1 protein-coding gene is annotated in these 21,241 nt (G+C 69.2%); it reads right to left on the bottom strand.

Annotated elements, in window-relative coordinates; translation table 11 throughout:
- Positions 1-133 precede the first annotated feature (133 nt).
- Complete coding sequence (locus BLV31_RS09070; protein ID WP_064060474.1) at positions 134-21,019, bottom strand: non-ribosomal peptide synthetase; 20,886 nt, start codon at positions 21,017-21,019, stop codon at positions 134-136.
- Positions 21,020-21,241: the final 222 nt, after the last annotated feature.

Raw genomic sequence — 21,241 nt, 5'->3', positions numbered from 1 at the left:
GCCTCCTGAAATAACCTGCGCTCGGCATCACGCTGCGCACGCGACACCGCCCCCCGCTGCCACCCGGCACCGTACTGGCCGGGCAGTCGAACGACAGCCGATCTTCCATTATCCCGAAGTGACCGACACAGGACTAATCCGCGTCTCCCACCGCGTCGGCATCGACGCCTACCGCGACGGCGATCACATCGCGCACCAACTGTGCGAGACCGTCGGCGCCGAGTTGGGGCAGCATCCCCGGTACGAGCCCGTTCAAAACCACCGACACGAGTGCTTCTGCGGTGAGCGCACCGCCGGTCGTGGTTGCCATGGTGTCCAGACGCTGTGCGAACTCGCCGAGTGTGACTTCGCGCTCACCGTGCCGGAAGGCGACGGTGTCCGGGGCCACGGCAGCCGCTGCCGCCACGAGTGCCGGCAGATCGGCGACGGTGCGTGCCTTCTTCGGCCGGGCCGCCCGCGCCCGCTCGGCATCCGTGCGGATGTCGAGCGAACGGAGGACGACCTGCGGGTCGGCGCTGACGGTCTCGAGGATCCGGACGAAGCGGTCGCCGAAGGTCTCGACCGTCGCGGCGTCGAACAGTGCCGTGGCGTAGGTGAAGGTCACATCGAGTGCGGTCAGCGCTCCCGACTCGGAGAACCGTTCGACCACCGTGCACTGGAGGTCGAACTTCGCCTGGTCGGCTCCCGTCTCGAGCGCGGCCACCTCGAGCCCCGGCAGGGCGAAGGTGCCGGTGTCGATGTTCTGGAAGGTGAGCATCGCCTGGAACAGCGGGGTGTACGCGCTGTTGCGCCGCACACCGAGACGTTCGACGACCCGCTCGAACGGCACATCGGCGTTGCCGAACGCCGCGAGATCCTTCTCCTTGGCCTGAGCGAGCAGCTCCGCGAAGGTCGCCGAGCCGGCCACCCGGGTGCGGAGCACGAGGGTGTTGACGAACATGCCGACGAGGTCGTCGAGCGCTTCCTCACCACGACCGGCGGTCGGCGTGCCCACCGCGATGTCCTCGCTGCCCGACAGGCGGGCGAGCAGCACCGCGAAGGCGGCGTGCATCGTCATGAAGACCGTTGCGTTGTGCTCGCGGGCGGTCTTCTCGATCCGCTGCGCGAGTTCCTCACCGATCGTGAAGGTGAACGACTCACCGACGGTCGACTGGCGGGCGGGGCGCGGACGATCCGTGGGCAGGGCGAGAACCTCCGGGACACCGGAGAGTTCGTCGGCCCAGTAGTCGAGCTGACGCGACAGCTCGCTCTCGGGATCGTCCTCGGAACCGAGAACGCTCTGCTGCCACAGCGTGTAGTCGGCGTACTGGACCTCGAGCGGCGCCCAGCCCGGGGTCTCCCCCGCGGTATGCGCGAGATAGGCGGTCATGACGTCGCGCACGAGCGGGCGCATCGAGTACCCGTCGGCACTGATGTGGTGCGCGACGACCGCGAGGACGTGTTCGGCGGCGTCGAGACGCAACAACGCGACCCGCACCGGCGGGACCGATGCCGTCACGTCGAATCCGCTGCCGAGGATCTCGGTGAGACGGTCGACGAGTTCGTCGGTGGTCACGTCCACCGGGGTGAGCTCGGGCACGGCCTGCGCAACCGGCAGCACGACCTGCACCGGACCGTCACCGCTGTCCGGGTAGACGGTGCGCAGCACCTCGTGTCGTGCGAACAGGTCGGCGACCGCGGCGCGCAGGGCGTCCACGTCGAGCGCACCGGTCAGGCGCACGGCGACGGGGATGTTGTAGACACCCGATTCCGGATCGACCCGGTTCAGGGTCCACATGCGCTGCTGTGCGAGCGACAGCGGCACCTGCTCGGGACGCGGGACGGTCGTGAGCGCCGGACGGGCACCCTCGCCCACCGACGGCCGGAGGCGGGCGGCGAGCGCGACCACCGTGGACGACTCGAAGACGGTCCGGACCGGCACGCGGGTGTCGAGTGCGGCACCGAGCCGGGCGGCGAGCTGCGTCGCGAGCAGCGAGTTGCCGCCGAGTTCGAAGAAATCGTCGTCGAGGCCGGCCCGCTCGACGCCGAGCAGTTCGGCGACGGTCGCGGCCACGATCTCCTCGACGGGATCGGTCGGGGCGCGGAACTGCCCCATGTCGAGTTCGGGGTCGGGCAGGGCCCGCCGGTCGAGCTTGCCGTTGGTGTTCAGCGGCAGCGCGTCGAGTTCGACGAACGCCGACGGCACCATGTACGACGGCAGTCGCTCCGCGAGCGCCGTCCGTGTCGCACCGGCGTCGAACGCCCGTGTCGCACCGGCGTCGAACGCCCGTGTCGCACCGGCGTCGAACGAGTCGGCGGCCGGCACGATGTACGCGACGAGCCGGTCGCCGAGGTGGGCGGTGCTGCGCACCAGGACGGCGACGTCCTTCACGCCCGGCAGCTCGCGCAGGACGGTCTCGACCTCGCCGAGTTCGATGCGGTAACCGCGCACCTTGACCTGGAAGTCGGCGCGGTCGAGGTATTCGAGGCGACCGGCACGGTTCCACCGGACGATGTCGCCCGTGCGGTACATGCGTCCGCGCCTGTACGGGTCGGCGACGAACCGGTCCGCGGTGAGGTCGGGACGGTCGTGGTAGCCCCGCGCGAGCTGGGCACCCGCGAGGTACAGCTCGCCGGCGACACCCGGCGCCACCGGCCGCAGCCGGTCGTCGAGGACGTAGACGGCGGTGTTCCACTCTGGCACACCGATCGGGACGACGGTCCGGTCGGCATCGTCGACCTCGTGGACGGTCACCGAGACCGCGGCCTCGGTCGGTCCGTAGAGGTTGTACAGCGTCGCGGTGTTGTCCGCGCGGAACTGCTGGGCCACCGCCGCGGGCAGCGCCTCACCGATCGCGAGGATCCGCCGCAGCGACGGCGCCACCGGACCGGCCGCGACCGTCATCAGCATCGACAGCATGGACGGAACGGTGTGCAGCGTGGTCACCTGCTCGTCGCGCAACAACGCGAGCAGATAGTCGGGATCGCGGTGTCCGTCGGCGGTGGCGATCACCAGGCGGGCGCCGGAGGTGAGCGCCGACCAGAACTCCCACACCGACAGGTCGAACGTCGCGACGGTCTTGAGCAGCACCGCGTCGTCGGCCCCGATACCGAAATACTCACGCTTCCACAACAACTGGTTGACGATCGCGGCGTGGGAGACCGCGACGCCCTTGGGGCGGCCGGTCGAACCCGACGTGAAGATCACGTACGCCGTGTTGCCCGGCCGCAGCGGAGCCGACCGGTCGTCGTCGGTGATCGGATCGTCGGAGAGCCCGGCGAGGTCGAGGCCGTCGAGTTCGACGACCGGCGCCGTGGCGTGCTCGACCCGGTCGCCGCTCGTCGTCACGATCGCGACGGGAGCGGCCGTGTCGAGGATGTAGGTGTTGCGCTCGGCGGACTGGTCCGGGTCGACCGGCACGTAGGCAGCGCCGGTCTTCGCGATCGCGTACATGCCCACGAGCAGCTCGGGTGAACGACGGATCGCGAGCGCGACCCGATCCTCCGGCCCCACACCGAGACCGAGCAGGTGCCGGGCGAGACGGTTGACGGACGAGTCGAACTCGCCGTAGGTCCACCGCCGGCCCTCGTACACGATCGCGACGTCGTCGCGGTGTGCGGCGACCTGCTCGTCGAACAGACCGACGAGGGTCGCGCCGGGGTCGGTTCCGTGCGCGGTGTCGTTCCACGCGCCGAGCACCGTGTCGCGCTCCTGCGGCAGGAGCAACGCGTGATCACCGACGGGCAGTGCCGGCGACTCGACGAGCGCTTCGAGCAGCTGCTCGAAACGGGCCGCGACGGCCTCCGCGGTCTCGCGGTCGAACAGATCCGTCGCGTAGGTGAGGATCGCGTCGATGCCCTGCGGCGCGCCGTCGTCTCCGTAGCTGTCGGCGACGATCAGGTGCATGTCGAACTGGGCGGTGCCACCTTCGAGGTCGACCGGTTCGATGTCGAGGCCGGGCAGGGCGAGTTCGGAGCGGCTCTGGTTCTGGAACGAGAAGCCGACCTGGAACAGCGGATGCCGGGCCGTCGAGCGGGCCGGGTTCAGGACCTCCACGAGACGCTCGAACGGCACGTCCGCGTGCGCGAAGGCCTGCAGATCGGTTTCCCGTGCCGCGGAGAGCAGTTCGTCGAAGGACGCACCACCGTCCACCTCCAGCCGGAGCACCAGCGTGTTGACGAACATGCCGATGATGTCCTCGGTGGCCTGCTCGGTGCGGCCCGCGATGGGGGTGCCCACCGCGATGTCCGTCGAACCGGACAGGCGCGCGAGCAGCGCCGCGAAGGCCGCGTGCACGGCCATGAACACGGTCGCGTTCCGGTTGCGTGCCAGATCCCGCAGCTCACGGTGGAGATCGGCACCGATGGTGAACTCCACGCGGTCGCCGCGGAAGCTCTGCTGCGCCGGCCGCGGACGGTCGAGCGGCAGGTCGAGCTGGTCGGGCAGGTCGGCGAGCGCGATGCGCCAGTAGCCGAGCTGCTCGGCGGCGGTGGACTCCGGATCGTCCTCGGAGCCGAGGACCTCCCGCTGCCACAACGCGAAGTCGGCGTACTGCACCGCGAGCGGCGCCCACGCCGGATCACTGTTCGCGGACCGGGCGGCGTAGGCCGTCATCACATCGCGGACCAGCGGCACCATCGACGAACCGTCGGCGCTGATGTGGTGGACCACGGTGACGAGGACGTGATCGTCGTCGGCCACGCGGAGCAGATGCATCCGCACCGGCACATCGACGGTCACGTCGAAGCCGGCCGCGGCGATCTCCCGCATCCGCGGCTCGAGATCGGCGGCGGTGACGTCCACCGGTTCGAGTTGCGGCCGGACCTGCGAGGCCGGCAGGATGCGCTGCACCGGACCGGATTCGGTCTCGGGGTAAACGGTGCGCAGGGACTCGTGCCGTGCGACGAGGTCGGTGACGGCGGCACGCAACGCGTCGACGTCCAGTGCGCCCGTCATCCGCAACGCGAACGGGATGTTGTAGGCCGTCGAGTCGGGATCGAACCGGTTGAGGAACCACATCCGCTGCTGTGCGGGAGACAGCGGGATCGACTCCGGCCGTGTCCGCGCCGCGAGCGGCACCCGAGCGCCGCGACCGGACTCCTGCTCGACCCGTGTCGCGAGTTCCGCGACGGTGGACGCCTCGAACAACGTCCGCACCGGCACCTGCGCATCGAGCGCGGCACCGAGTCGGGCGACGACCTGCGTCGCGATCAGCGAGTTGCCACCGAGTGCGAAGAAATCGTCGTCGGCGCCGATGCGGTCGACATCGAGGACGTCGGCGAACACGCCCGCCACGATCTCCTCGATCGGGGTGCTCGGCGCGCGGAAACCACGCGTTTCGAACACCGGCTCGGGCAGCGCCCGGCGGTCGAGCTTGCCGTTGACCGTCAGCGGGATCGCGTCGATCACCACGAACGCCGAGGGCACCATGTACTCCGGCAGGACCACGGCGACACCGCTGCGCAGCGCTTCGGTATCGATCGACATGCCGTCGTGCGGAACCACATAGGCGACGATCCGGGCTGCTCCCGGGGTGTCCTCGCGCACGATGACCGCCGCGTGGGCGACCTCGTCCTGCGCAAGCACCGCAGCCTCCACCTCACCGAGCTCGATGCGGAAACCGCGGATCTTCACCTGGTCGTCGGCGCGTCCGAGATATTCGAGATCGCCCGAGACGACCCAGCGTGCGACATCGCCCGTCCGGTACAGCAGCGCACCGTCGGACGAGAACGGATCGGCGACGAAACGTGCCGCCGACAGCTCCGGACGGCGCAGGTATCCACGCGCCAACTGGCCGCCGCCGACATACATTTCGCCGGCCACACCCACCGGCACCGGCTTGAGCCGCCGGTCGAGCACGTACACCCGCAGACCCGCGATCGGGACACCGACCACGCTCGCGGACGCACTCTGCGCCAGGTCGGCACCGATCTCCCGGTACGACACGTGCACGGTCGTCTCGGTGATGCCGTACATGTTCACCAACCGCGGAGCTGTGCCGATCCCCAGTCGCTGCGCTCGCCCCGCATCCCCGTGACGCTCGAACCACCCGGCCAGACGACGCGGCTCGAGCGCCTCGCCACCGAAGATCACGTACCGCAACGACAACTGCGCCTCGTCGACCGCGACCCGGTCGGCCTCGACCAGCTGGTAGAAGGCCGACGGCGTCTGGTTGAGCACGGTGACGCGTTCGCGGATCAGCAACTCGCGGAAGGCTTCCGGCGAACGCGACGTGAAGTAGTCGACGACCACGAGGGTTCCGCCGTAGAGCAGCGGCCCCCACAGCTCCCATACCGAGAAGTCGAAGGCGTAGCTGTGGAACATCGTCCATACGTCCGACGAGTCGAAGCCGTACACCGATTCGGTGTTGACCATCAGCCGCACGACATTGCGGTGCGGGATCAGCACACCCTTCGGGCGTCCGGTCGATCCCGACGTGTAGATCACGTACGCCAGGTTCGTCGATGTCAGCGGGGCACGGCGCTCCGCGTCGAGGATCGGTGCGTCGTCGACCTCCGACAGATCCAGACGATCGATCTCGACGACCGGCACCGAGTCCGGGAACGGCACCTCGGCATCCGAGGTGGTCACCACCGCCACCGGCGTCGCGTCCGAGACCAGGAACTCGATCCGGTCGGCCGGCGAGTTCGGATCGATCGGCAAGTATCCGGCACCGGCCTCGAGCACCGCGAGCAACGCCACGATCAGATCGAGCGAGCGCGGCATCGCGACCGCGACCAGATCCTCCGGTCCGGCACCGACATCGATGAGATGACGTGCCAGGCGGTGCACCCGCGCACCGAGCTCACGGTAGGACAACTGCTCGTCGCCGAACCGCACCGCGACCGCGTCGCCGCACTCGGCGACGCGCGCCTCGAACATGTCCACGAGCGTCGCCCCGGCCGGTGCGACGTCGTCGCCCAGCGAGTTCCAGCGCGAGACGACCAGTTCCCGCTCGAAATCGTCGAGGATCTCGATGTCCCCGACCACGGCCGAAGGGTCCTCCACGACCGCACGCAGAATCCGGAGCAACTGCTCCGCGAACGCCGCGACCCTCAGGTCGTCGAACAGGTCCGTCGCGTAGGTGACGGCGAAATCCATACCCGCGTCCGCATCGTCCTCGCCCTTCCTCTCCGCAAACGTGAACTGCAGGTCGAACTTGGCGGTATCCGCGTCGTAGTGGAGGGCCCGGGCGGTGACGCCGTCGAGAGCGAACTCGACATCACCGGTGTTCTGGAACGTGAGCGCCACCTGGAACAGCGGGTGACGGGCCTGTGACCGCTGAGGATCGAGGATCTCGACGAGCCGTTCGAAGGGGACGTCGGCGTGCGCGAAGGCGTCGAGATCGGTCTCCCGCACCTGCCCGAGCAGGTCGTGGAAGGGACGATCGTTCCGCACGTCGACGCGGAGCACGAGCGTGTTGACGAACATGCCCACGAGGTCGTCCAGTGCACGCTCGCCGCGACCGGCGATCGGGGTGCCGATGGCGATGTCCTCCGAGCCGGACACCCGGGCCAGCAACACTGCGAGTGCCGCATGCACGACCATGAACAGCGTCGTGTTCCGTTGCCTGGCCAGCTCTTCCAACGAAGCGTGCAGCTGTGGCTCGATCCGGAACCGGCTCGTGCGGCCGGCGTTGGACGCCACCTCCGGGCGAGCACGATCGGACGGCAGATCGAGCTGGTCGGGCAGGTCCGCCAGCCGATCGGTCCAGTACTTCGTCTGCCGGGAGAAAACCGAGTCCGGGTCACTTTCCGAACCGAGGACCTCGCGCTGCCAGAGGGCATAGTCGGCGTACTGCACTTCCAGCGGCGCCCACGCGGGAGCTTCCCCACGCGAGCGGTTGGCGTACGCGAGCATGATGTCGCGCGCGAGCGGTCGCAGGGAGAAACCGTCGGCTGCGATGTGGTGCACCACGAGGAACAGCACATGTTCGCGGGCACCGAGAGTGAACAGCACGACCCGCAGCGGCACCTCGCGCGTGACGTCGAAACCCTCCGAGGTGAGCTGTTCGGCCCGATCGAACAGGGCGCTCTCGTCGACACGCTCGACCGGCAACTCCACTGTGTAGGGCGGCAGGATCGACTGGTGTCCTGCGCCGTCGACGTCGGGATAGACGGTGCGCAGCGACTCGTGTCGTTCGACGACGTCGCGCAGCGCGGTGCGCAGTGCCTTCACGTCGAGGTCCCCGGTCAGACGCACCCCTACCGGGATGTTGTTCGCGCCGGATTCGGGATCGAACCGGTTGAGAAACCACATGCGCTGCTGCGCCGGCGACAACGGAATACGTTCGGGGCGCGTCGTCCTGGCGAGCGGGACGCGTTCACCTCGGCCGGCCTCCCGTTCGACGCGCACCGCGAGTGCGGCAACGGTGCCGGCATCGAAGAGTGCACGTACCGGCACTTGCGTGTCCAGGATCGCACCGAGGCGGGAGACGACCTGGGTCGCGAGGAGCGAGTTCCCTCCGAGCTCGAAGAAGTCGTCGTCGAGCCCGACATCCTGTACGCCCAGCACATCGGCGAACACTCGCGCGACGGATTCTTCGACCGGGGTGGTGGGTGCACGGAATTCGCGGTAACGGAGGCCGAACTCCGGTTCGGGTAGCGCGCTGCGGTCGAGTTTGCCCACGGGCGTCAACGGCACCTCGTCGAGCACGATGATCTGCGAGGGGACCATGTACGAGGGCAGCGAGCGTGCGACGTGCTCGGAGAGTTCGGCAGGGACGAGCCCCGCACCGCCCTGCACGTATGCGACGAGAGCCGTTTGCCCCGAGGGCATCTCGTGGCCGACGGTGCTGGCGAACACGACGAGCGGGTGTGTCAGGAGCACGGCGTCGATCTCACCGAGTTCGATCCGGTATCCGCGGATCTTGACCTGGAAGTCCGAGCGGCCCACGAACACCAGACGACGCTCGGCGTCCCAGCGCACGATGTCGCCGGTGCGGTACATCCGAGCGCCCGGCACGCCGAACAGGGCCGCGACGAACCGCCCTGCGGTGAGACCGGGACGATGATGGTATCCCCGGGCGAGTACGTCACCCGCCAGATAGAGCTCGCCTGGTACCCCTGTGGGAACCGGTCGCATCCGGCCGTCGAGAACGAGAGCGTGCACACCCGCGGTGGGTGCGCCGATCGTGATCGGCCCGTCGGCCTCGAGCTGTTCGCGAGTCGAAACGATCGTGGTCTCGGTCGGCCCGTAGGCGTTGAAGAATCGCCGGCCGGGAGCCCAGCGCGCTACGAGGTCCGGAGTGGACGCGTCGCCACCGACGTTGAGGGTGTGCAGCGAGTCCAGGTCGCCGGGATCCACCGAACCGAGTACCGCCGGGGTGATCACGGCGTGCGTGACCTTCGTCTGCGCGATGAGTGCCCGCAGTTCGGCACCACCGTAGATCGACGGCGGCGTGATGACGAGTTCGGCGCCCGTCGAACCCGCCATCGTCCAGTCCAGCACGGAGGGATCGAAACTCGGCGAACAGATGTGCAGGATCCGGGACCGGGCGGTCACCCCGTACAGTTCGACGGTTTCCCGGACCAGACCGGCCAGGCCGCGGTGGGTGACCCCGACGCCCTTCGGGCGACCCGTCGAACCCGAGGTGTAGATGACGTACGCGAGATGGTCGACTCGCAGCGACGCCGTGCGGTCGGCATCCGTGATCGGGGCCGCCGACCGGGCGGAGTAGTCGGCGACGAACGCATCGTCGTCGAGCCGAACCCATTCGGTCCGGGAGGGCAGCTTCGCCGCGTGCGCCGTCGCGGTCAGCCCGAGCAGGGCTCCCGAGTCGTCGAGCATGTGGGCGACGCGTTCGATCGGGTATTCCGGGTCGATCGGCACATAGGCCGCACCCGTCTTCGCGACCGACCACACCCCCAGCACCATTTCCCACGAACGAGGGAAGGCGAGTGCAACGAGCCCGTCGGGACCGGCACCGCGTCCGATCAGATACCGTGCGATCCGGTTTGACCGTTCGTCGAGCTCCCGGTAGGTCAGGACGGTGTCGCCCGCCCGGACGGCAATGCGATCGGGATGGTCGGATACCGCAGAGGTGAGCAGTTCCACGAGCGTCGCCGTCCGTGCGACCGCCCGTCCACGGACGGAGAGCAAGTGCTGTGCCTCTCCGTCCGAGAGGACCTCGAGATCACCGACTGCAGTCGACGCATCGGCGACGACCCCTTCGAGCATCCGGACGAATCGCGCACCGAAATCGGAAACGGTGTCCGCGTCGAACAGGTCCGTGGCATAGGACAATTCGACGACGTAACCACCGTCCGTCCCGGCGCTGTCCTCGTCGAGGACGGTGACCGCGAGATCGAACTTCGACAGGTCGCTGTCGAACGCCAGATTCGAAACCGACAGTTCCGGCAGCTCGAACGAGACCGGGCCGATGTTCTGGAAGGCGAGCATCACCTGGAACAGCGGATTGTGCGCCTGGGTGCGCACGGGAGCCAGGACGTCGACGAGCCTCTCGAACGGAACATCCGCGTGTGCGAACGCCCCCAGGTCCACGTCGCGTACGTGGCCGAGAAGTTCCTCGAACGGAGCCGAGACGTCGACCTGTGTACGCAGCACGAGCGTGTTGACGAACATGCCGACGAGCTCGTCGAGGACACGCTCACCGCGGCCGGCGATCGGGGTGCCGATCGCGATGTCGTCCGAAGCGCTCATGCGTGCGAGGAGCGCTGCGAGCACCGCGTGCACGACCATGAAGTCCGTCGTCCGATGTTCCTTCGCGAGGCGTCCGATCGCGGCCCGCAGCTCTGCGCCGATAGTGAATCGCGACGTCGCTCCACGATAGGAGGCGACGGCGGGCCGAGGGCGGTCGACCGGGAGGTCCAGGCTGTCCGGCAGATCCTCCAGCGTTTCGATCCAGTACTCGATCTGCTGCGCTACCAGCGAATCCGGGTCTTCCTCGGAGCCGAGGACATCGCGCTGCCAGAGGGTGTAGTCGGCGTACTGGATGTCGAGCGGTTCCCAGCCCGGCGCCTCCCCGGTGGACCGAGCGGCGTAGGCGATCATGATGTCGCGCGTGAGCGGTCCCATCGAGAAACCGTCCGCCGCGATGTGGTGCAGCACGGCTACGAGCACGTGCTCGTCCGGAGCCGACTCGAAGAGCCGGACGATCAGAGGGACGTCGCGAGCAAGGTCGAACGGGGTCGCGGCGAGCTGCCGGAGTTCGGCAGGAAGATTCTCCGGGTCGATCGACCGCGCTTCGAGTCGGATCGTGACATCGGCCGGGGCGAGTACCTTCTGGTATCCGTAACCGTCGATGTCGGGGTAGACGGTGCGTAGCGACTCGTGACGCGAGATCACGTCGTGGAGCGCGGCTTCGAGGGCCTCGACGTCCAGCTTGCCCGACAGATGCACGGCGACGGGGATGTTGTTCACCGCCGACTCGGGGTCGAAGCGGTTGAGGAACCACATGCGCTGCTGGGCGAGCGACAGCGGCACCCGTGCGGGTCGCGGACCGGCGACGAGCGGGATCCGGTCGATGCCGGACGACGCTGCCTCCACGGCCGCGGCGAGACCTTCGACGGTGGACGCCTCGAAGATCGCGCGCAATGCCACTCGGCCACCGAGGGATTCGCCGATGCGGGAGACGGCCTGTGTTGCGATCAGCGAGTTGCCGCCGAGCGCGAAGAAGTCGTCGTCGAGACCGACGCGTTCGAGTCCGAGGACGTCGGCGAAGACCGACGCGACGATCTGTTCGACCGGGGTCGTCGGGGCGCGGAACTCCTTGACCTCGAAGATCGGGGCCGGCAGGGCCTTGCGGTCGAGCTTGCCCGACGATCCGAGCGGGAACTCGTCGAGCACGATGTAGACCGACGGCACCATGTAGGCCGGCAGCGAGCCGGCGAGACGACGCGAGACGGAGGTGGTGTCGAGCGACCGGCCGTCGGCGGCGACGAGATAGGCGACGAGGTGCTCACCGGAGTGGGCGTCCGAGCGCACGAGCACGACGGCCTGATCGACGTCGTCGAGCGCGAGCAGAGCCGTCTCGATCTCGCCGAGTTCGATGCGCAGACCGCGCAGCTTGACCTGGAAGTCGGTGCGGCCGATGTATTCGAGTTCGGCACGCGCCGTGCGTGCGTCGGAGGTCTCCCGGGCGACCCACCGCACGAGATCGCCCGTGCGGTAGAGCCTCTCCCCCGCCCCGTACGGCGAGGCGACGAAGCGTTCCGCCGTCAGATCCGGCCGCGCCACGTAACCGCGCGCCAGCTGGACACCCGACAGGTAGAGCTCACCCGCGACACCGACCGGCACCGGATGCAGTCGGCCGTCGAGGACGTGGACGCCGGTGTTCCAGACCGGGACGCCGATCGGCACCGACACCGCGTCGGCTGCGGTGACCTCGTGGTAGGTCACGTCGACGGCCGCCTCGGTGGGGCCGTACAGGTTGTGCAGGCGAGCGCCCGGCAGGATCGACCGCAGGCGTGCGGCGACCGAGGCGGGCAGCGCCTCGCCCGAGGCGAAGACCATTCGCAACGACGAGGCCGAGGCCGCGGCGTTCTCGGCGACGAAGACCGCGAGCATGGACGGCACGAAGTGCGCGACCGTGACGCCGCGGTCGGCCATGACCCGGGCGAGATAGGCCGGGTCCCGATGACCGTCGGGAAGTGCGATCTCGAGTCGCGCACCGATCTGCAGGGGCCAGAAGAACTCCCACACCGACACGTCGAAGGTGAACGGCGTCTTCTGCAGCACCGCGTCGTCGCGGGTGAGGCCGTACTCGTCCTGCATCCACAGCAGGCGGTTGACGATTGCGCCGTGCGGCACCGCGACACCCTTGGGCCGTCCCGTCGAACCGGACGTGAAGATGACGTAGGCGGTGTTCGCCGGCGTGAGCGTGGCGATGCGATCGGCGTCGGTGATCGGGCCGGACGGCAGGTCGGACACATCGAGCGTGTCGATCTCGATCGTGTGCGCGGCCGCGGTCGACCCGAAGGCGTCGCGGGTGGTGGTCAGCACCGCGACCGGCGCCGCCGTGTCGAGGATGTACGCGTTGCGGTCGGCGGGCTGATCGGGGTCGAGCGGCAGGTAGGCGCCGCCGGCCTTGACGATCGCGTACATGCCGACGAGGAGGTCGAGGGATCGCCGCACCGCGAGTCCGACGGTCGACTCCGGTCCGACACCCTGCGAGATCAGATGGCGGGCAAGGCGGTTCACTCGCGCGTCGAAGTCCGCATAGGTCAGTTGCTCGCCCTCGAAGGCCACGGCCACGGCGTCGGGATCCGTCGCGACCCGGGCGTCGAACAGGTCGACGAGAGTGGCCGGTTCCAGCTCGTGCGCGGTGTCGTTCCACGATTCGAGGACCGCGAGACGCTCGTCGGCGCCGAGCAGGTCGATGTCGCCGACGACGACCTCGGGCTCGAGCACCACGGCCTCGAGGATCCGGACGAAGCGATCGGCGAATCCGCGCACCGTCGCGTGATCGAACAGGTCGGTCGCATAGGTGAACGCCGCTCCGAGACCGTTCGGCGTGCCGTCCTCCGCGAAGTCCTCGGTGAGGGTGAGCTGCAGGTCGAACCTGGCGACCGCCGTGTCGATGTCGAGCACGTCGAGGGTCAGGCCACGCAGTTCGACGTGCGCGGCGCGCAGGTTCTCGAACGAGAGCATCACCTGGAACAGCGGGTGCCGGGCGGTGGAGCGGGTCGGGTTGAGCACCTCGACGAGCCGCTCGAACGGCACGTCGGCGTGGCCGAAGGCGCCGAGCGCCGCGTCGCGTGCCCGTGCGAGGTGCGCGGTGAACGGCCTGCCCGAATCGACATCCGTGCGCAGCACGAGGGTGTTGACGAACATGCCGATCAGATCGTCGAGCGCCTGCTCGCCGCGACCCGCGACCGGGGTGCCGATCGCGATGTCGTCCTGACCGGACATCCTCGCGAGCAACACGCTCAGGGCCGCGTGTACCACCATGAACAGCGATGCATTGCGGGTACGTGCCAGCGCCACGAGCTCGCGGTGCAGTTCCGGATCGATCGGGAAGTCCACGGTCGCACCGGAGTACGACTGCACGGCCGGGCGCGGACGGTCGGCGGGCAGATCGAGCTGGTCGGGCGCACCGGCGAGGGTGCGACGCCAGTAGTCGAGCTGCCGGGAGATCAGCGACTGCGGATCGTCCTCGGATCCGAGTACCTGCCGCTGCCACAGCGTGTAGTCGGCGTACTGCACCGGCAGGGGTGCCCACGAGGGCTCCTCCCATTCGGTGCGGGCAGTGTAGGCGACCATGATGTCGCGCGCCATCGGACCGGTGGACCAGCCGTCGGCCGAGATGTGGTGCACGACGAGCGCGAGCACGTGTTCCTGGTCGCCGAGTTCGAACAGTTCGGCGCGGATCGGCACGTCCGACGTCACGTCCAGTCCGGTGAAGACCAGGCGCCGCACGGACGCGGGCAGCTCGTCAGGGGTGATCCGGGTCGGGGTCAGATCCGGCACGACCTCCGCCGCGGCACGGACGACCTGGTGCGGTCCGTTCGGCGAATCGGGGAAGACGGTGCGCAACGACTCGTGCCGATCGATGACGTCCATGATCGACACCTGCAGTGCGGCGACGTCCAATTCGCCGGTCAGGCGCAGCGCCATCGGGAGGTTGTAGGTGGACGACCGCGGATCGAAGCGGTTGAGGAACCACATGCGCTGCTGCGCGAGCGACAGCGGAACACGTTCGGGCCGCGGCATCTTCGTCAGGGCGATGCGCGCTCCGCGACCTGCCTCCTGCTCGACGCGCACCGCCAGGGCCGCCACCGAACTGGATTCGAACAACGCCCGAACCGGCACCTGCGCGTCGAGGGCGACACCGAGCCGGGAGACGACCTGCGTGGCGAGCAGCGAGTTGCCGCCGAGTTCGAAGAAGTCGTCGTCGAGACCCACGCCCTGGACGCCGAGCACCTCGGCGAAGACGTTCGCGACCGTCTCCTCGATGGGAGTGGTCGGGGCACGGAACTCGCGGTAGCTGATGCCGAGATCGGGCTCGGGCAGGGCACGGCGGTCGAGCTTGCCGACCGGGTTGAGCGGCACCTCGTCGAGCACGATGATCTGCGAGGGCACCATGTACGACGGCAGCGAGCGGCCGACGTGATCGGCGAGTTCGGCAGGATCGATCTGCTCGTCCCCGTGCACGTACGCGACGAGCGCGGTCTGGCCCGAGGGCATCTCGTGTCCGACGGTGGTCGCGAAGGCGACCGAGGGGTGGGTCAGCAGAGCGGCGTCGATCTCCCCGAGTTCGATGCGGTAGCCGCGGACCTTGACCTGGAAGTCGGCGCGTCCGGCGAACTCGATGCGGCCCTGCTCGTCCCAGCGCACGATGTCGCCGGTGCGGTACATCCGGGTTCCGTTCGCGCCGAACGGGTTCGCCACGAACCGGTCGGCGGTGAGCGCCGGACGTCGATGGTAACCGCGGGCGAGCACGTCGCCCGCGAGATAGAGCTCACCCGCGACACCGGCGGGGACCGGGCGGAGCCGGCTGTCGAGGACCAGGGCGTGCACGCCCGCCACGGGCCGTCCGATGGTGATCGGCCCGGACGGTTCGAGCAGAGCGCGCGTCGAGACGATCGTGGTCTCGGTCGGCCCGTAGGCGTTGTAGAAGCTGCGGCCGGGCGCCCAGCGGGAGACGAGGTCGGCCGTGGACACGTCGCCACCGACGTTCACGACGCGCAGGGCGTCGAGTCCGCTCGGGTCGACGGAACCGAGCACCGCCGGGGTGATGACGGTGTGGGTGACGCCGGTGCGTTCGATGAGCGCGCGCAGTTCGGCGCCGCCGTAGACGGACGGCGGTGTCACGACGAGTTCGGCGCCGGTGGACCCGGCCAGCGTCCAGTCGAGGACCGTCGGGTCGAAGCTCGGCGAGCAGATGTGCAGGAGCTTCGATTCCTCTGTCACGCCGTACAGTTCGACGGTCTCGCGGACGAGACCGGCGAGGCCGCGGTGGGTGACGGCGACGCCCTTGGGCTTGCCCGTCGAACCGGAGGTGTAGATGACGTAAGCGGTGTGGTCGAGGCGCAGCGGCGCAGCGCGGTCGGCGTCGGTGAGCGGGCCGTCCGGGTAGGACGCGCACGCGTCGACGAATTCGGGGTCGTCGAGGCGGATCCACTCGGTGGCCGAGGACAGACCGGTGGCGTACTCCCCCGTCGTCAGGCCGAAGACGGCCGACGAGTCGTCGAGCATGTGGGTGACGCGTTCGGCCGGGTACTCCGGGTCGACGGGCGTGTAGGCGGCGCCGGTCTTGGCGACCGACCACACGGCGAGCACCATCTCCCACGACCGCGGGAAGGCCAGCGCGACGATGCCGTCGGGCCGGGCACCGAGCTCGACGAGCCGCCGGGCGATGCGGTTCGACCAGGTGTCGAGTTCGCGGTAGGTCAGGACGGTGTCGCGGTCGCGGACGGCGACGCGGTCGGGATGGTCGACGGCGCCGATGGTCAGCAGCTCCACCAGGGTGCGGGCCTCGGCGGGCTCGGGTCCCGTCGCCGTGAGCAGGCGTTCGGCCTCCCCGGGCGAGAGGATCGCCAGGTCGCCCACGCAGGTCGACGCATCGGCGACGATCCCGGCGAGAATCCGCGCGAAGCGTTCGGCGAAGACGGCGACCGTCGCGGCGTCGAACAGGTCGGTGGCGTACTCGAACAGGGCGTCGAGGCCGGCGGGTTCGCCGTCGTCACCGGTCTTCTCGGTCACCCACAGCTGGATGTCGAACTTCGAGATCGGCACGTCCAGTTCGGCGCCGACGGCGTGGACTCCCGCGAACGAGACGTCGCGCGCGGTGCCCGGTTCGAGGGACAGCGCGGCCTGGAACAGCGGGTGCCGGGCGGTCGAGCGTGGCGGGTTGAGCACCTCGACGAGACGCTCGAAGGGGACGTCGGCGTTCGAGAACGCCGTCAGGTCGGTCTCCCGGACGCCGGCGAGGTAGTCCTCGAACGACACGCCGGGATCGACCCTGGTGCGCAGGACGAGGGTGTTGACGAACATGCCGATCAGGTCGTCGAGATCCTTCTCCCCACGACCTGCCACGGCGGTACCGATGGCGATGTCGTCGGAACCGCTGAGGCGGGACAGCAGCGCCGCGTAGGCAGCGTGGACGACCATGAACAGCGACGCGTGCTGCCTGCGGGCGAGGTCGACGAGACCGCGGTGGGTCTCGGCGTCGATCGCGAAGCGGTGCTTGTCGCCGTTGTAGGAGGAGACGGCGGGCCGGGTCCGGTCGGTGGGCAGGTCGAGCTGGTCGGGCAGACCGTCGAGCTCGTTCACCCAGTAGTCGAGCTGCTGCGCCGCAACGGAATTCGGGTCGGCCTCGTCGCCGAGGGCCTCTCGCTGCCAAACGGCGTAGTCGGCGTACTGGACCGGAAGCGGCGTCCAGCTCGGCTTGTTCCCCTCGGCGCGGGCGCTGTAGGCCGTGACCACGTCGCGGGCGAACGGGCCGAACGAGGAGCCGTCGGCGGCGATGTGGTGCAGCACCATCGCCAGGACGTAGTCGTCGGGGGCGAGCCGGTACAGCGCGACCCGGAAGGGGACGTCGCGGACGACGTCGAAACCGCGGCTCGCGAGGTCGACGACGGCCGCGTGCAGGTCCTGCTCGTCGACGTCGATCGGCTCGAGCGGGACGACGACCTGCTCGACCGGAAGGATCGTCTGCTGCGGCTCGCCGTCCACCTCGGGGTAGACGGTCCGCAGGCTCTCGTGCCGCGCCACCACGTCGGCGAAGGCGTCGGACACCGCTGCGGGATCGACGGCGCCGGTGAGCCGCACCGTGAACGGAAGGTTGTAGGCGGCGGTGTTGACGTCGAAGCGGTTGAGGAACCAGATCCGTTGCTGCGCAGTCGACAACGGCAGCACGTCGGGTCGCGGCCGGGCGACGAGCGGGGACCGCGCGCCGGTACCGATCTGCTTGGCGAGCCGGGTCGCGAGACCCACGACGGTGGACGCCTCGAACAGCACACGCACGGGCACCTGGGTGTCGAGCGCGGCTCCGATGCGGGAGACCACCTGGGTGGCGACGAGGGAGTTGCCGCCGAGTTCGAAGAAGTCGTCGTCGAGACCGACACGTTCGACACCGAGGACCTCGCCGAACGCTTCGGCGACGGCACGCTCGGCGGGGGTGCGCGGCTCACGGAAGACGCGGGTGCTGCTGAAGACCGGCTCCGGCAACGCCTTCCGGTCGAGCTTGCCGCTCGTGTTGAGCGGCAGCGCGTCGAGCACCATGAGCGACGCCGGAACCATGTACGACGGCAGCGACCGGCCGGCATGATCGGCGAGATCGGAAGGGTCGATGGTGCGACCGGGAGCCGCGACGACGTACCCCACGAGCTGGTCCCCGGTGGGGGTCTCCACCACGAGCACGACGGCCTGCGAGACGGCGGAGTGCGCGAGGAGCACCGCTTCGATCTCACCGAGTTCGATGCGCTGGCCGCGGAACTTGACCTGGAAGTCGGTGCGGCCGATGTATTCGAGCAGACCCGTGCCGTCGGCGGCGGTCTCCCACCGCACCAGGTCGCCGGTGCGGTACATCCGCTCGCCGGGCGCCCCGAAGGGGTCGGCGAGGAAACGGTCGGAGGTCAGGTCGGGACGGTCGAGATATCCGCGCGCGAGCTGGACGCCGGCGAGGTAGAGCTCGCCGGGTCGGCCCACCGGCACCGGCCGCAGCCGCCGGTCGAGGACGTATGCGCGGCTGTTCCACTGCGGGACGCCGATCGGGACGCTGTGCACGTCGCCGGGAGCGGCCCGGTGGTAGGTGATGGAGACCGCGGCTTCGGTGGGTCCGTACAGGTTGTGGAGCCCGGCCGGGCACATGCGCGCGAAGTCCGCGGCGGTCTCGGACGGCAGGGCCTCACCGATGACGAAGACGTGCCGCAGCGAATCACACGTCCCGGCAGGCGCATTCGCGACGAAGACGGTGAGCATCGACGGCACGAAGTCGGTGATCGTGATGCCGTGCTCGGCGATCTTGTTCGCGACGTAGACCGGGTCGCGGTGCCCGTCGGGCGTCGCGATCACGAGGGTCGCGCCGACGCGCAGGGGCATGAAGAAGCCCCACAGCGACACATCGAAGGTCGTCGCGGTCTTCTGCAGGTACACGTCGGTGGAGGTCAGACCGTACTGGTCGTTCATCCACTGGATCTGGTTGTCGATCGCCACGTGGCTCACGGCCACGCCCTTCGGCCGGCCCGTCGAACCGGAGGTGAAGATGACGTAGGCGGTCGTGTCCGGCAGGATCGGTCCGCGTCGTTCGGCGTCGGTGAGCGGTGTCGTGCCGAACCGCGCGTGGTCGAAGGTGTCGACGTCTATCGTGGGGATGCCCTCGGGCAGCGTCACGTCGTCGCGTGCCGTGGTGAGCACCGCCGCGGGGTGGGCGGTCTCGAGGATGTAGGCGGTGCGATCGGCGGGGTGGTCGGGGTCGATCGGCACCCAGGCACCACCCGCCTCGACGATCGCATACATGCCGACGACGAGCTCGAGCGAGCGTCGGATGGACAGTCCGACGAGGGACTCGGGGCCGACACCGAGATCGACCAGTGCCCGGGCAAGGCTGTTCACCCGCGCGGCGAATTCGGCGTAGGTCAGCGATTCGCCTTCGAAGACCAGCGCGGTCGCCTCGGGAGAGGTCGCGACCCGGTCGTGGAACTCCGCGAGCAGGTCGCGGCGCTGCACGGGATGGTCGGTGCGGTTCCAGTCGCGGACGACCCGGTCGAGTTCGGTGCCGCCGGCGAGCGGGATGTCCCAGACGGGCCGGTCGGAGGCCGAACCGACGAAGCGGTCGAAGAACTCGACGAACCGCGCGTGGTCGGAGGCGGCCCGGTCGGGTCCGTAGAGATTCGGGTTCGACTCGAAGTCGATGTGGGTGTTGTCGCCGCTGGTGTAGACGTTGACGCCGAGATCCTCGATCAGACCGGTGGACAGGATGTTGATCCGTCCCACCATGTCGCCGAGTCGGACCTCGTTGTCGAACAGCATGATGTTGACCCACGGTCCGAAGAAGGTGGACTGCGCTCCACCCGCCGAGGTCGCGGCGCGGTCGCGGACGATGTCCTCGTGCCGGTAGCGCTGGTGACGCAGCGCGCCCGAGACAGCAGCACCGGACGCCGCGATCAGGTCGTGCACAGTGGTCTCGTCGGTCACGCTCAGCCGGAGCGGGACGACGTTCGAGACCATGCTGCCGGAGCGGCGCAACAGGGCGGTCGTGCGAGCCGCGACGGGCAGGCTCAGGACGACGTCGGTCTGCCCGGTCATCTGGGCGACGTAGGCCGCGAACGCCGCGATGACGGCGGTCGCCAGACTCGTGTTCTCCCGCTCTGACAGCTGCTCGACGCGACGTTCGGTCTCGTCCGACAACGCCGCGCTGTCGATGCGGCTGACCGGCGCGGGCGCCGCGGTGCGGCCGGCGAGGCTCGTGGGTTCCTCGATGCCCTCGATCTGCTGCGCCCAGTACTCGCGGTCGTCGGCGAACCGCTTCGATCCGCGGTACTCCATCTCGACGTCGTGGACCTTGCGCAGATCGGACGCGAGGCTCGGGGACGGTTCGACGCCGTCGACCGACGCCGTGTAGAGCTCGGCGATGCGGGTCATGAAGGTCGCGGCGGCGAAACCGTCGAGCGCGAGATGGTGGACGCGGTTGTACCAGAAGTAACGACGGTCACCGATGCGCAGGACCGTCGCGGAGATCAGCCGGTCGCGGAGGACGTCGACGGGACGGCTGCGGTCGTCGCGCATCCAATCGAGCGCGGCCTGGCGAGGATCGGGCTCGCCCCGAAGATCCTCGTACCCGACGGACTCTTCGAGAGTGGGGTCGACGAGCTGGTAGGGCTGGGCGTCGACCTCGATGAACCGGAGGAAACCCGATCCCATCTCGTGGGCGGCGCGGACACTCGCGGCACGCAGCAGGTCGCGGTCGAGGTCGCCCTCGAGTTCGACGTACTGAGCGATGTTGGCGGGCACCGTCGGATCGACGTGCTGAGCGAACCACATGCCCAGCTGTGCCGGCGAGAGCGGAAAGGCCCCGGGCGGCACGATGCCCTGCGCGTTCGCCGCTTCCGATCCGCCGCTACCCAGCGAGTCCAATCCCCAACCTCTCTCTCACCGTCGCGCAACCCCCATCGGCGGCAGCTTGCGCAGCGCACAACCTTCTCGGTTTATCTGCTGACCAGGTGGGAATCGTTACGGCGCGGCCGGGCGGTAGGACTCTCCGCAGGACCGGACGCAGCAACGAATCCCCGGCCTTTCGGCCGAGGCGCCCGAAGCAGGTTACCCGCCGGTCATCACCGGAGCCCATGACATACGCAT

It is taken from the genome of Rhodococcus pyridinivorans (assembly GCF_900105195.1).
GTDB lineage: Bacteria > Actinomycetota > Actinomycetes > Mycobacteriales > Mycobacteriaceae > Rhodococcus > Rhodococcus pyridinivorans.
This window is presented reverse-complemented; position numbering and strand designations above follow the sequence as displayed.